The sequence below is a fragment of the Erwinia billingiae Eb661 genome, from assembly GCF_000196615.1.
In the GTDB taxonomy this organism is placed as follows: Bacteria; Pseudomonadota; Gammaproteobacteria; order Enterobacterales; family Enterobacteriaceae; genus Erwinia; species Erwinia billingiae.
In genome coordinates this window covers 2,072,533-2,084,261 of record NC_014306.1, presented here as the reverse complement: position 1 = coordinate 2,084,261, position 11,729 = coordinate 2,072,533, and the positions used below count along the sequence as shown (strand labels likewise).

Below are 11,729 nucleotides of genomic sequence, written 5' to 3'. Positions count from 1 at the left end.
TCAGCACTATGGCAGAAAATACAGAGTTGGGATGGTACGGCAAGCTGCCTTCCACCGGTGATTTTCTTCAGCGCAGGTTGCCTGAGGCGATGGTCAACAGCTGGTCAAACTGGTTCCAGCTCGGTTTATCGCACTGGCATCACCACAGTGAGCGCAACGCTGAGCTGTTCAGCCGGGCGCCGGTATGGAATTTCGCCCTGCCCGCCACGCTGGGCGTGCAGCGGGTGCAGATTGGCTGCCTGCTGGCCTCACGCGACAGAGTGGGTCGCGCGTGGCCGCTGCTGGCGGTACAAAGCGTGCCGGTCAGCCTCTGGCATCCGGCGCAGCTGGCGGTGTCGGGCGACTGGTTTAGCCACCTCGGCCAGACTTTGCACCGTGCGGTGTCGACCAACGTCACCCCAGACGCACTGAGCCAGGCGTTACTTTCCCTGCCGCCCCTGTCGCTTCCTGACACCGGCAGATCGGACATTATGGACGTGATTGGCTACCAGGATCTCCCCTGCACGCTGGCCTGGCATGAAGTGTCACAACGCTTCAATCCCGGCCAGTACACCAGCTACTGGTGGACCAATCAGAGCGACGGCTATCCTCTGGTCAGCCATAAACACAGCGGCAACCTCACCGCACAGCTTTTTTCACAATTATTCGATCCGGCCGCCGTGGCGCAACCGGGTCGACATGGACTCTATCCTCCGATGTTTGAATAGAGTTATTTGGCCTCTGGCCCTGGCTTCAGGAAAAGCGCATGCGATTTACCATTGTTGAGAGCAGAACCGAGGCGCCCGTCACCGCCTGTGACTTTGTCGCCCCCGGCGGCACCATTGGCCGCAGCGTGGATAACGATCTGGTCCTTCCCGATGACGAACGTGCTATTTCTCGCCTGCAGGCGGTGGTGCACGTGGCCAGCAGCGGCGACTGCCGGCTGACCAGTCACGGCAGTGTGATTGCGGTGTTGCATAACCAGGCGCCGCTGGCACGCGGCAGCCAGATTGCGCTGCAACATGGCGATTTGCTGAGCATTGGCGACTATCAGATTCAGGTCAGCGATCCGGCACGGGCCAGTGAAACGCCGTTCAGCGATGTCGACCCGCTGGCGCTGTTTGGCGAGGATCACTCGCTGCCGGCCGATCCGTTGGGGATCCTGCATGAAGAAGAGCCGATTATTATCCACTCCAGCGATGCGCAGACGCCGGAACAGCTCGCGGCGCGCACCGCCCGCCAGAATGATGCCAGGCTGGGAATCGAACCGATTGGTCATGACGCGCCTTACAGCGAACGCCCGGCCAGCGACAGCAACGCCGAACGGCTGCTGGCGGCGCTGATGGAAGGCATGGGTCTGGAGCACGGTGCGGGTAAACCGGCGCTGACCGAAGATCAGCTGCGGATGACCGGCAGAATGCTGAGCCTGTTTTCGCAGGGAACGGTTGCCCTGCTCTCTTCGCGCTCGATCCTCAAGCGCGGCGTGAAGGCCGAAATGACCATGATCCTCAATGAAGCCAATAATCCGTTTAAGATCCTGCCGTCGGGTAAAACCGTGCTGATGCAGATTTATCAGAGCCAGATGCCGGGCTTTATGCCGCCAGAGCAGGCGGTGCGCGATGCGCTGGTCGATCTGCAAGCGCATCAGCTGGGGATGATTGCCGGCATCCGCGCGATTATCGCCGCCATGCTGCAGTCGTTTAATCCTCAGCGGCTGGAGGATAATGCGAAACGTGATGGCGTCTTGCCAAAATTTGGTCTGCCGGGCAGCAAAAAAGCCGCGATGTGGCAAGCCTATCAACGTCATTATCAGAACACCTCAGGCGAAATTGAGGACGATTTCCATACCCTGTTTGGCGATGCATTCCTGCAGGCCTATGACATGGAAGTGAATCAGTACAAAGACTCACAAATCAGACCGGAAGATGAATGAAGATTAACACTGCCTCGACCTCAGAAATTGGCGCAAGAGAGAGCAATCAGGATGAAACGGGTGAGTACACCGGCGCGCATTCTGCCTGTTTTTTAGTCTGCGATGGCGTGGCGGGCACCGAGGGTGGTGAGATCGCCGCCCGACTGGCCCGTGATGCGTTACTGACCGAATTCGCCGATGACCGGCCGATAAATCCGGCTGATACCGAAAAATGGGTCACCAAAGCCGACCAGGCGATCCGCCAGGCGCAGAGGAATAATCTGAATTTTAAGCGCATGAGCACCACCCTTGCCGCGCTGTTTATTGACCGCGTGCAACAACGCGCATGGTGGGCCCACGCTGGTGACAGCCGTGTTTATCACTTCCGTCGTGGCTTCATCAATACGGTGACCCGTGACCACAGTCTGGCCCAGCAAATGAAAGAGGCCGGTGTTGATAATTCCGGTATTAACAGTAATTTACTTTATAATGCGCTCGGCGCGGATGGCACGCTTCCGGTCAGCTACAGCGATGTGATCCAGCTGGAAGATGGCGATGCCTTTCTGGTCTGTACCGACGGCTTCTGGTGCAGCCTGTCGCCGCAGGAAATGGAGCAGGCGCTGCGGATGGTCAACTCGCCGGAAGAGTGGCTGGCACTGATGCAAAAAGCCATTAATCGCAGTGAAAAAAAAGACAATTTGAGTGCTGTGGCCGTTTGGGTAGGCTCGCCACAGGAAACCACCCTATTACAATCGATGGCGGATTCGGCTCGTTTTTTACCGCCGCGTGATTAACACCAAGGATCGCTATGAAATTCTGGTTGCCAGCTACTGCCACACTGTTGATAGCAACTGCCGCACAGGCTGATGATTACCGCGTGGTTTACTCTCCCAGCCTGGCGCTGGAAGTGTTTATTGATAACGTGGAAAGTAACGCGCCGCAGGACTGGTGCCAGGATAACATTCATTTGCGTATCGTCTCCGGCAAAAGCAAAGAGTCCAGCGTGCTGACCACCTTCCTGCCGCGCGTGGGCAACCTGTTGCAAAATCAGTGTGGCAAGCTGGTCGAGCTGCCGTGGCAGATGACCAACGATGCCGGATCGGTTCTGGCCACCGGTACCGCCTCGAAAGAGCAGAGCTGGCGCCCGATCGTCATCGCCGATGCCACCGCCGCCGCGACCGCCAGCAATGCCTCACCGCTGGATCTGTCACAGCCGGCCAACAGCGCACCGTTGCAGCATTTCGATCTGCCTGCCGGCTGTCATTTCCGTACCTGGTGGGACGACAAAGGCCAGTCGCTGTTTATCCCCGACAGCAAGCGGCTGACCTGTTCAACCGAAGGCTGGCTGGAAGGCCCAAGCGAACTGACCCTTTCCAGCAACGGGAAATCCGAGCCGGTGCCGGTGCAGTTCTACGAAGGCTACCCGCTGAAAAATATTCACCCTGCCTCCGGGGCGCTGGATATTGTCGCAGCCAACAATCAGCGCCTGGTGGCCGCCAAAGCCGACGCGCCTGACAGTTGGTTGCTGCTGCCGTTTAACGCCACGCAGCACGTATGGTCGTTTGATGGCGTGATGCTGGTTAAAATGGACAAAACCCAGGCGACCGATCCCGAACAGCTGAAAACCCGGGTTGATGCACTGCGCAAGGCCTGGGCGAAAGTGATGGATCCGCAAGCGAAGATTACCGTGCTGCTGGTTGATGACCTGCATGCAGACCTGGCCGATCCGGCTATTGGCGCCTGGCGCACCGTTAACTAACTCCGGATGGATACTATGTCGGCGAACGAGAAAACCAAAACAGTCCCCAATGCGCTTCCGGCCGGGCACCGTTTTAATGAGTTTGAGATCAAGGAAGTGATTGGCGGTGGCGGCTTCGGGATCGTTTATCGTGCCTGGGATCATCTGCTTGAACGCACCATTGCGATCAAAGAATATCTGCCGATTTCGCTGGCCTCGCGCGGGGACGATCTGACCATCGTGCTGCGCGGTGAACGCTATCAGAAGTTATTTAACGCCGGCCTGAACAGCTTTATTCAGGAAGCCCGCCTGCTCGCCCGCTTTAATCATCCTGGCTTGCTGCACGTGCTGCGCTTCTGGGAAGAGAACGGCACCGCCTATATGGGCACGCTCTACTACAGCGGAATGACGCTGAAAGAGTGGCAGCAAGGCAGCCCGGAAAGCGTGACCGATGGCTGGATCCGCCAGCTGCTGCCGCCGTTATTCGGCGCCATTGATACCATTCATCGCGGTGGCTATCTGCACCGGGATATCTCCCTCGACAATATCCAGATTCAGGATAACCAGCTGCCGGTGCTGCTCGACTTCGGCTCGGCGCGCAAAGAAATCGGCAATCTCTCCGATGAAACCGAAATTATGCTCAAGCCTGGCTATGCGCCGATCGAGCAGTACAGCGAAGAGAGCGACAGCGAACAGGGTCCGTGGACCGATATTTACGCGCTGGGTGCGGTGCTGCATACGCTGGTGACCGGCAATCCTCCGCCGGTCAGCGTGGTGCGCTGTATCGAAGATCGCTATCAGCCGTTGACCCAGCTGCGACCGGAAGGCTTCTCGCTATCCCTGTTAAACGCCATCGACCAGTCGCTGGCGATGAAACCGCAGGATCGTCCTCAGTCTATCGACGCGCTGGCGGCGCTGATCGAGCTGCCGGTCAGCACGGTTGAGCAGCTGGTGACGGCGGTGACGCAAATCTCCGAACCGGCTCCCGAGCCGTCAGTCGAGCCGGAGCCGCTTCCTGAGCCGGTGATGATTGCCGTTAACCCGACGGCGGGCTCCGCAGAGATTGTCAGCCCGCGCAGCAGCCGTAAGCTGTCCAAACCGCTGGCGGTGTTAAGCGCGGTGGCACTGGTTGCGGTGGTGGGTCTGGTGGTGATGCTGAACCGGGGAGGCGATAAAACCGTCGAGCATCCGGCCGCGGCGGCGACGGCAGATGCCACAGCACCGGTCGCCAGTGCTGCGCCACCGGTAGCAGCGCAGAACACCGGCCCGATGCTGGCAACGGTCTATCTGAAGCTGACCGCCGGTGAAACCGTGTTGCTGAACGGCACGCCGATGGACGTTAAGCCCAATAATAATGGCTATGCTTCGCTTAATCTGGCGGCGGGAAGCTATAAAATCGAAGTCCATTCCGGCACGGCGGTACACAGCCAGCAGCTGGATATCAATAAAGCGGGTACCTGGCTGATCAATCCGGGCGTGTAAGCGGTGGGGATCACCCCACCATATTGTTGTGGCACTCCTGCAACTCGCGTACGCGCTGAACCAGGTCGGTCAGGCAGTCGTCATACAAGCCCCGCTTCTTTAACTCCTGTTCAAGGGAGTAAAGATACTGCGCGTTGGTGCCCAATGGACCGCTGGCTTGTGCAATCAGCGGCGCAATGGTTTTCGGGCAGGAATCGGCTTCATACAGCGCATGGCGTGGGTCCATCACGAACGCCATTGCGGTCACCGTGCGGCCGTCTGCCAGCTTCAAATCGCACCAGGTCGGCAGATAGCAGCCGGTGACCATTTCGCGCTTCCACAGCAGCTCCAGCTCTTCATGCAGCTTCTCTTCGGGCAAACGATAGGCCAGCCCGGTGGTTTCACCGCCCTCTTTCAACGCCAGCATGCGTCCCGGCTGGGTCGCCGTGCCGCGCCCGGCGGTTAAGCGCAGGCAGAATGCCCGATGCCAGCCTTCCAGCGTGCCTTCGGCAATTTCATCCGATTCGAAGATCGGGTTCCACATCAGCGAGCCGTATCCAAAAATCCACACCGGGCTATGATTGGGACGACAGGCCAGCGTAGCGGCTAATGAGGCTGCCCGTTGCTCACAGGTCCATAACAACGATTCCTCAATAGCACCAAAAGCTGTCTTACAATCCGCTTTTAACAGGAAATCTCTTGTTAACATAACCCCTCCGCCCGCCACTGCTCACTCCCTGCCACTGCGTTTTACCGTCCCTGAAATTGAATTATTATGAAACTCATGGTTTCAACGCTATCAATGACCCTATGTCATTCATCACCCGCAATCAAGTTTGAACCGCGTCACAAAAGAAAAAATTTCACTTAACTTCATCATCGGCATTATAAGAATAAACTTCAGCAGCAATGTGGCGAACAGAGGGCTTTATCCACCTCTTTTGCTGCTGCCTGGAACAGCGCATTGCTGGCCACCGCTAAAGTCACGCCTTTCACCGCTCTTAAGCAAAAAATCTGCTTTACGCCCTGTTTACTCAGCAAAAATCCGCATAAAGCCAAATAAAGGTGGGGTTAATGATGAATAAAGGCAAAATAAGCCATGCCAATACAGTATGATAGGTTACTAAAGTCATAGTTATTGGTCATTTGAGCTAAAAACATTAAAAACCTGTAAATTATGGTAAATAGTACAGGTTTAAAGTTGATAACCCGTTACAATTCCGTTGCTTGTAATATAACCACTGCCGTTCGATGCTATTATTTATGCCTGCAGGTGTTCCCTGAATTCAGGCTAACAGGACAGATAAACAAGGATAAATCAGCCTATGAGTGCCCATGAAGGCGTCAAAACACGCCATAAAGAAACATCCTTAATTCTTCCCCTCGCCGCGCTGGGTATTTTGTGGTTTTGGGGTGCCTCAAGCTCGTTTCCCATCGTTATCACCATCAACCTTATTGCCCTGTTCGCTATCCTTAGCAGCGCCTTTAGCGTGGTTCGCCATGCGGATGTGCTGGCACACCGTCTGGGAGAACCCTACGGCTCGCTGATCCTCAGCCTGTCGGTGGTGATCCTGGAAGTCAGCCTGATCTCGGCGCTGATGGCGACCGGCGATGCCGCACCGGCATTGATGCGCGACACCCTCTATTCAATCATCATGATTGTGACCTGCGGTCTGGTCGGCGCGGCGTTGCTGTTGGGCGGACGCAAGTTTGCCACCCAGTACGTTAACCTCGCCGGGGTTAAGCAGTACCTGATCGCCATTTTCCCGCTGGGTATTCTGGTGCTGGTGTTTCCCAATGCCCTGCCCGGCGGCAACTTTTCCGTCGGCCAGGCGCTGCTGATTTCGGCAATTTCTGCCGCGATGTATGGCGTGTTCCTGCTGATCCAGACCAAAACGCACCAGAGCCTGTTTGTTTACGAACATGAAGATGAGGGCGATGACCCGCACCACGGCAAGCCCTCCGCGCACTCCAACATCTGGCACTCGGGCTGGCTGATTGTGCATCTGATTGCGGTGATTGCGGTCACCAAGATGAACGCCACGCCGCTGGAGTCCTTGCTGACCACGCTGAATGCGCCAGAGCAGTTCACCGGCTTCCTGGTGGCCTTGCTGATCCTCTCCCCGGAAGGTCTGGGCGCGATTAAAGCGGTGCTGGCGAATCAGGTGCAGCGTGCCATGAACCTGTTCTTCGGTTCGGTACTGGCGACCATCTCGCTGACGGTGCCTGCGGTGACGATTATTGCTACCCTCACCGGCCAGCAGCTGATCTTCGGCCTGGAGCCGCCACAGATGGTGATGATGATTGCGGCGCTGCTGTTATGCCAAATCTCCTTCTCCACCGGCAGAACCAACGTGCTGAACGGCGCGGCGCATCTGGCGTTGTTTGTCGGCTATCTGATGACCATCATGCTGTAACGCTAAACGCAAAGCATAAAAAAACGGGGCGAAATTATTCGCCCCGTTTTTATTTGACTGACTGACTGAAGAAGAGTTACTGCGCGCGATAGACCAGCGAGTGGCCCGCGCCGGTCAGCGTCAGCGTGTTCTGCTCAAGCTTAACCGTGGCGCCTGCGGTCAGCATTTTACCAATGGCCATTTCCCACTGGTTCAGCTTCGGATCGCTACACATCATGCGGGTAGACGCCATTTGCGGCACGCTCAGCACGTTGTCTTTCAGCGTGCCCTGACCAAAGAAGCGATTACACATTACGCCGGTGACGCGCATTTCATCACTGAAGTTGATCCCCGGCTTCATGCCCTGAGGCGCGCTGATGGACTGGCCATCCACGGTGGTCAGCACAAAGTTACGGTTCGCTAGTGACGCCTGCGCGTCGTGCTGTGCAGCGCTACTGCATCCGCCCAGCACCATGGCGGCCGTTAACACGGCGAGGGTTCTTTTCATCATTCACTCCTTGTCCTGAATGTCCTTAACCGATTTCTCAGTTGCTGGTATCCAGCTCCGCAAAGCTTTTAACCAGATCATCAATCGCTTTGATCTGCGCCAGGAACGGCTCCAGCTTATCCAGCGGCAGCGCCGATGGACCGTCGCATTTTGCGTTAGCCGGATCCGGGTGCGCTTCGATAAACAGACCGGCCAGGCCAACGGCCATACCGGCGCGAGCCAGTTCGGTGACCTGACCACGACGGCCGCTGGATGCGGAGCCAAACGGGTCACGGCACTGCAGCGCGTGGGTCACGTCAAAGATCACCGGGCTACCGTTAGACACCTGCTTCATCACGTTGAAGCCCAGCATATCCACGACCAGGTTGTCGTAACCAAAGTTGGCACCGCGATCGCACAGGATCACCTTGTCGTTGCCGCCTTCGGCAAACTTATCGACGATGTTACCCATCTGGCCTGGGCTGACGAACTGGGGTTTCTTAACGTTGATCACCGCGCCGGTTTTCGCCATCGCTTCAACCAGATCGGTCTGACGGGCGAGGAAAGCCGGCAGCTGGATCACGTCCACCACGTCAGCCACGGTCTGCGCCTGGCTGGCTTCATGCACATCGGTGATCACCTTCACGCCGAAGGCCGCTTTGATGTCCTGGAAAATGCGCATTCCCTCTTCCAGGCCTGGGCCACGGTAAGAGTGGATGGAAGAGCGGTTGGCCTTGTCAAACGAGGCCTTGAACACGTAGGGGATACCCAGTTTCTGGGTCACGGTGACGTAATGCTCACAGATGCGCATCGCCAGATCGCGAGATTCCAGCACGTTCATGCCACCAAACAGCACGAACGGCAGGTCGTTTGCTACCTTGATATCGCCAATGTTAACCACTTTCTGTTTCATGTCTTCGCCTTATTCTCTGTTAATGCAGCGTAATCTGTTTTTGTTCAATCGAATGGATCTGCAGCTTAATCATTTCGCTGACCGGGTCTTCTGGACACTGTTCAACAAAGTAGGTCAGATCCGTCAAAGCCACATGTTCACACTCTAACTGGGCGAAAATCAGCCCACGGTCGCGAATTTCGTAGGGATCTTCCGGGTCCATCTGCACCAGCACCTGGCTGACCTGCAGTGCCAGCTCCATCTGCTTCTCTTCCATCAGCGCGGATTTCAGCGTATCGAGCATTTTATTCAGCACCAGCTGCGGTTCGGCTTCCTGAAGGTCGTCGTCATACAGCTCCGCGACCGGGCCAATATTGCCCTTCAGCCAGGCTTCCAGCGTATGTTCATCGAGGGTATCGCCGTTGAACGGGTTAATTAACCACATCTCTTCGTCGATCCAGTCGGCACGTAAAATCAGCTGGGTGGGGAAAATGACCGGCATCAGCGGTAACGACAGCTGACCGGCAATGTGCAGGAAAATGATGCCTAACGAGACAGCCGTTCCCTGACGGGTTCTGAGAACATTATCCAGCCACAGAGTGTCGGACAGGCGATATACGCCGCTGGCGCCGCCAAATCCCCACTGTTTCCAGAACAGCTCGATTAACTTCTCAAGCTGCATGTCCTGCTCTAACTGCTGTGGAATTGCTGCGCGGGCCTCTGCTACCAGTGCCGCTAACTGCTTATTCACGTCTTCAGCAGGGAAATCGGGGCGGATAGCTTTGGTGGCTGCTATTACCGCCTCACACAGTGGTAACACTGTGAGATCTTCAGTTGCTATCGACGTCATACACTCCCCAACAATGGCATTTTGCCACGATGATACCGCCAAATAGCCTCCCCGTCAGCCGGGGACCGCGCCATTCGGTCATTCTCTTGCGTTCATTTAGCGTTTCTGGGCATAAGTCACACGATCGTTGCCACCATAATCTTTTGCGGTGGCGACGCTGACAAAATGATTCTGCTGCAGGATCGCCCGCACCGCCTCCGCCTGCTGCCAGCCATGCTCCAGCAATAACCAGCCGCCGGGCAGCAAATAGTGCCCCGCTTCTGCTGCAATCTGCTTAATGTCCGCCAGCCCATTATCGGCGGCAATCAGGGCGCTGTCGGGCTCAAAGCGCACGTCGCCCTGCTGCAGATGTTGATCTTCAGCATCAATATACGGTGGATTGCTGACGATCAGCGTGAACTGTTCGCCGGATACCGCGCTAAACCAGTTGCTGAGCCGGAACCGTGCGTTGGTGATGCCCAGCCGCTGCGCATTGCTTTCGGCCAACGAAACCGCGGCGGCAATGCGATCGACACCCGTTACCTGGCAATCCGGCCGCTCGGAGGCGATGGCTAACGCAATCGCGCCGGTGCCGGTGCCGAGGTCAAGAACGGTACTCGCAGTTTCGGGAAGATGCGCCAGCGCCTGCTCGACGAGCAATTCGGTGTCGGGGCGGGGGATCAGGGTGTCGGGGGAAACGCTCAGGGACAGCGACCAGAATTCGCGCTGGCCGGTCAGATAGGCAACCGGCTCGCCGTTGGCACGGCGCGCCAGTAAATCGTCCAGCTGGCTGAGCTGTTCCGCGCTCAGTTCGCTGTCATCAAAGGCAATAATCCAGCTGCGGGATTTGCCAGTGACGAAGCCCAGCAGGATTTCGGCATCCCGCTTGGGGCTTTCGCTGCCCGCCAGGCGGGCAATCGCCGCCCGCAACCACTGGCGTACGGTCATTAGTCCTGACCGGACAGTGCGGCCAGCTGATCCGCCTGATATTCCTGCACGATAGGCTCGATCAGCATATCCAGCTTGCCCTGCATCGCTTCATCCAGACGGTAAAGCGTCAGGTTGATGCGGTGGTCGGTAATACGCCCCTGCGGGTAGTTATAGGTGCGGTTACGGTCGGAACGATCGCCGGTGCCCAGCAGATTGCGACGGGTAGAGGCTTCTTCCTGATGCAGCCTGGCGGTTTCTGCCGCTCGGATACGCGCGCCCAGCACCGACAACGCTTTCGCTTTGTTTTTATGCTGTGAACGTTCGTCCTGACACTCCACCACGATGCCGGTTGGCAGGTGGGTAATACGGATGGCCGAGTCGGTGGTGTTAACGTGCTGACCACCGGCACCGGAGGAGCGGAAGGTATCGATTTTCAGATCGCCGGCGTTGATTTCCGGCATTTCCGCTTCCGGCAGCTCGGGCATAATCGCCACGGTGCAGGCAGAAGTATGAATACGGCCCTGCGACTCGGTTTCCGGTACGCGCTGCACACGGTGACCGCCTGATTCAAACTTCAGACGCCCGTAGGCACCGTCGCCGATCACTTTGGCAATCACTTCTTTATAGCCACCATGCTCACCGTCGTTGGTGCTCATGATTTCAATTTTCCAGCGGCGGGTTTCAGCATAACGGCTGTACATACGGAACAGATCGCCGGCGAAAATCGCGGCTTCATCGCCGCCGGTGCCGGCGCGCACTTCCAGATAACAGTTACGCTCGTCATCCGGATCTTTCGGCAACAGCAGAACCTGCAGCTCCTGCTCCAGCTGTTCGCTGGTAGCACGCGCGTCTTTTAATTCTTCCTGCGCCATGTCGCGCATTTCAGGATCGTCCAGCATCTCTTCTGCTGCGGCGATATCGTCCTGGTTCTGCTGCCAGCGACGGAAACACTGGCTCACGTCGGTCAGCTGCGCATATTCGCGTGACAGAGCACGAAAACGGTCCTGGTCGGCAATCACGCCCGCATCGCCCAGCATCGCCTCAACTTCTTCATGGCGTTCCTGCAAGGCTTCCAGTTTGGCAACAATAGAAGGCTTCATTGGTG

Annotated in this window: 13 protein-coding genes; 7 read left to right on the top strand and 6 right to left on the bottom strand. The window is 57.0% G+C overall.

The window, feature by feature from the left end:
• Positions 1-8: 8 nt before the first annotated feature.
• Genes tagF through EBC_RS10985 form a run of 5 tightly spaced genes read left to right on the top strand, consistent with a single transcriptional unit; the run spans position 9 to position 5,111 of the window.
• Positions 9-707, top strand: coding sequence for a type VI secretion system-associated protein TagF (gene tagF, locus EBC_RS11005; RefSeq protein WP_013201862.1), 699 nt, complete (start codon positions 9-11; stop codon positions 705-707).
• Between the two features lie 38 nt (positions 708-745).
• Positions 746-1,912, top strand: a complete 1,167-nt coding sequence (tagH, locus tag EBC_RS11000) for a type VI secretion system-associated FHA domain protein TagH (protein ID WP_013201861.1) — start codon at positions 746-748, stop codon at positions 1,910-1,912.
• Positions 1,909-2,685 carry a PP2C family protein-serine/threonine phosphatase gene (locus EBC_RS10995; protein WP_013201860.1) on the top strand — a complete coding sequence of 259 codons (777 nt, stop codon included), beginning with the start codon at positions 1,909-1,911 and terminating at the stop codon, positions 2,683-2,685. Before tagH ends, EBC_RS10995 begins: the two co-directional genes overlap by 4 nt.
• 14 nt (positions 2,686-2,699) lie before the next feature.
• Positions 2,700-3,650 (top strand): hypothetical protein, encoded by a 951-nt coding sequence (locus tag EBC_RS10990; RefSeq protein WP_013201859.1) that lies wholly within the window; start codon positions 2,700-2,702, stop codon positions 3,648-3,650.
• 15 nt (positions 3,651-3,665) lie between these two features.
• Positions 3,666-5,111 carry a serine/threonine protein kinase gene (locus EBC_RS10985; protein WP_013201858.1) on the top strand — a complete coding sequence of 482 codons (1,446 nt, stop codon included), beginning with the start codon at positions 3,666-3,668 and terminating at the stop codon, positions 5,109-5,111.
• 10 nt (positions 5,112-5,121) lie between these two features.
• On the opposite strand, the gene EBC_RS10980 is transcribed toward EBC_RS10985, so the two are convergent.
• A complete protein-coding gene (locus EBC_RS10980) occupies positions 5,122-5,799 on the bottom strand; it encodes a gamma-glutamylcyclotransferase (protein ID WP_013201857.1) in 678 nt (225 codons plus the stop codon).
• Positions 5,800-5,926: 127 nt separating this feature from the next.
• Here EBC_RS10980 and EBC_RS25750 point away from each other — a divergent pair, with 127 nt between their 5' ends.
• Both EBC_RS25750 and chaA read left to right on the top strand, forming a co-directional pair.
• A complete protein-coding gene (locus EBC_RS25750) occupies positions 5,927-6,175 on the top strand; it encodes a hypothetical protein (RefSeq protein ID WP_157868015.1) in 249 nt (82 codons plus the stop codon).
• A gap of 240 nt (positions 6,176-6,415) precedes the next feature.
• On the top strand, positions 6,416-7,507 hold the full coding sequence (chaA, locus tag EBC_RS10975; protein ID WP_013201856.1) for a sodium-potassium/proton antiporter ChaA: 1,092 nt from the start codon (positions 6,416-6,418) through the stop codon (positions 7,505-7,507).
• Positions 7,508-7,583: 76 nt separating this feature from the next.
• On the opposite strand, the gene EBC_RS10970 is transcribed toward chaA, so the two are convergent.
• The 5 genes from EBC_RS10970 to prfA form a co-directional block, all read right to left on the bottom strand.
• Positions 7,584-7,994 carry an META domain-containing protein gene (locus EBC_RS10970; RefSeq protein WP_013201855.1) on the bottom strand — a complete coding sequence of 137 codons (411 nt, stop codon included), beginning with the start codon at positions 7,992-7,994 and terminating at the stop codon, positions 7,584-7,586.
• A gap of 37 nt (positions 7,995-8,031) precedes the next feature.
• On the bottom strand, positions 8,032-8,886 hold the full coding sequence (kdsA, locus tag EBC_RS10965) for a 3-deoxy-8-phosphooctulonate synthase (RefSeq protein ID WP_013201854.1): 855 nt from the start codon (positions 8,884-8,886) through the stop codon (positions 8,032-8,034).
• Positions 8,887-8,905: 19 nt separating this feature from the next.
• A complete protein-coding gene (sirB1, locus tag EBC_RS10960) occupies positions 8,906-9,715 on the bottom strand; it encodes an invasion regulator SirB1 (protein WP_013201853.1) in 810 nt (269 codons plus the stop codon).
• Between the two features lie 96 nt (positions 9,716-9,811).
• Positions 9,812-10,642 carry a peptide chain release factor N(5)-glutamine methyltransferase gene (prmC, locus tag EBC_RS10955; RefSeq protein ID WP_013201852.1) on the bottom strand — a complete coding sequence of 277 codons (831 nt, stop codon included), beginning with the start codon at positions 10,640-10,642 and terminating at the stop codon, positions 9,812-9,814.
• The gene (prfA, locus tag EBC_RS10950; RefSeq protein WP_013201851.1) at positions 10,642-11,724 is read right to left on the bottom strand and encodes a peptide chain release factor 1; all 1,083 of its coding nucleotides are present in this window, start codon (positions 11,722-11,724) and stop codon (positions 10,642-10,644) included. Before prfA ends, prmC begins: the two co-directional genes overlap by 1 nt.
• Positions 11,725-11,729: the final 5 nt, after the last annotated feature.

Bases quoted from the DNA above. Each gene is read 5' to 3' on its own strand.
- EBC_RS10995 (WP_013201860.1), top strand. From the start codon at position 1,909: ATGAAGATTAACACTGCCTCGACCTCAGAAATTGGCGCAAGAGAGAGC.
- prmC (WP_013201852.1), bottom strand. From the start codon at position 10,642: ATGACCGTACGCCAGTGGTTGCGGGCGGCGATTGCCCGCCTGGCGGGC.
- prfA (WP_013201851.1), bottom strand. From the start codon at position 11,724: ATGAAGCCTTCTATTGTTGCCAAACTGGAAGCCTTGCAGGAACGCCAT.
- tagF (WP_013201862.1), top strand. From the start codon at position 9: ATGGCAGAAAATACAGAGTTGGGATGGTACGGCAAGCTGCCTTCCACC.
- chaA (WP_013201856.1), top strand. From the start codon at position 6,416: ATGAGTGCCCATGAAGGCGTCAAAACACGCCATAAAGAAACATCCTTA.
- tagH (WP_013201861.1), top strand. From the start codon at position 746: ATGCGATTTACCATTGTTGAGAGCAGAACCGAGGCGCCCGTCACCGCC.
- sirB1 (WP_013201853.1), bottom strand. From the start codon at position 9,715: ATGACGTCGATAGCAACTGAAGATCTCACAGTGTTACCACTGTGTGAG.
- EBC_RS10970 (WP_013201855.1), bottom strand. From the start codon at position 7,994: ATGAAAAGAACCCTCGCCGTGTTAACGGCCGCCATGGTGCTGGGCGGA.
- EBC_RS10985 (WP_013201858.1), top strand. From the start codon at position 3,666: ATGTCGGCGAACGAGAAAACCAAAACAGTCCCCAATGCGCTTCCGGCC.
- EBC_RS10980 (WP_013201857.1), bottom strand. From the start codon at position 5,799: ATGTTAACAAGAGATTTCCTGTTAAAAGCGGATTGTAAGACAGCTTTT.
- EBC_RS10990 (WP_013201859.1), top strand. From the start codon at position 2,700: ATGAAATTCTGGTTGCCAGCTACTGCCACACTGTTGATAGCAACTGCC.
- kdsA (WP_013201854.1), bottom strand. From the start codon at position 8,886: ATGAAACAGAAAGTGGTTAACATTGGCGATATCAAGGTAGCAAACGAC.